The 250-nt window shown below is 48.8% G+C and carries 1 protein-coding gene; it reads left to right on the forward strand.

What is annotated here, in order from left to right; all coding sequences use genetic code 11:
- Positions 1 to 30: 30 nt before the first annotated feature.
- A partial coding sequence (locus tag Q4519_RS22520) for an energy transducer TonB (protein ID WP_369293067.1) occupies positions 31 to 250 on the forward strand: 220 nt, incomplete at its 3' end.

Below are 250 nucleotides of genomic sequence, written 5' to 3' on the forward strand. Positions count from 1 at the left end.
GCATCTGTCGTGCAGCTACTATCAAAAGATGTGAGATACAAAAAGACACCATTGGCCCCTAAATACCCGCGATCAGCCCGCAGGCGAGGAGTTGAAGGGGTTGTTATGTTGCGCGTTTCGTTAAGCCCGTTAGGCGAGATATCGTTAGCACAGATAGAGAAAAGCTCAGGGAACATAGCCCTAGATCAGGCGGCTATTAAAGCAGCTAAACAATGGCAATTTTACCCTGCCGAGCATGATGGGATAGTGG

The organism is Motilimonas sp. 1_MG-2023 (genome assembly GCF_030547455.1).
Classification (GTDB): Bacteria; Pseudomonadota; Gammaproteobacteria; order Enterobacterales; family CBDFNC01; genus Motilimonas.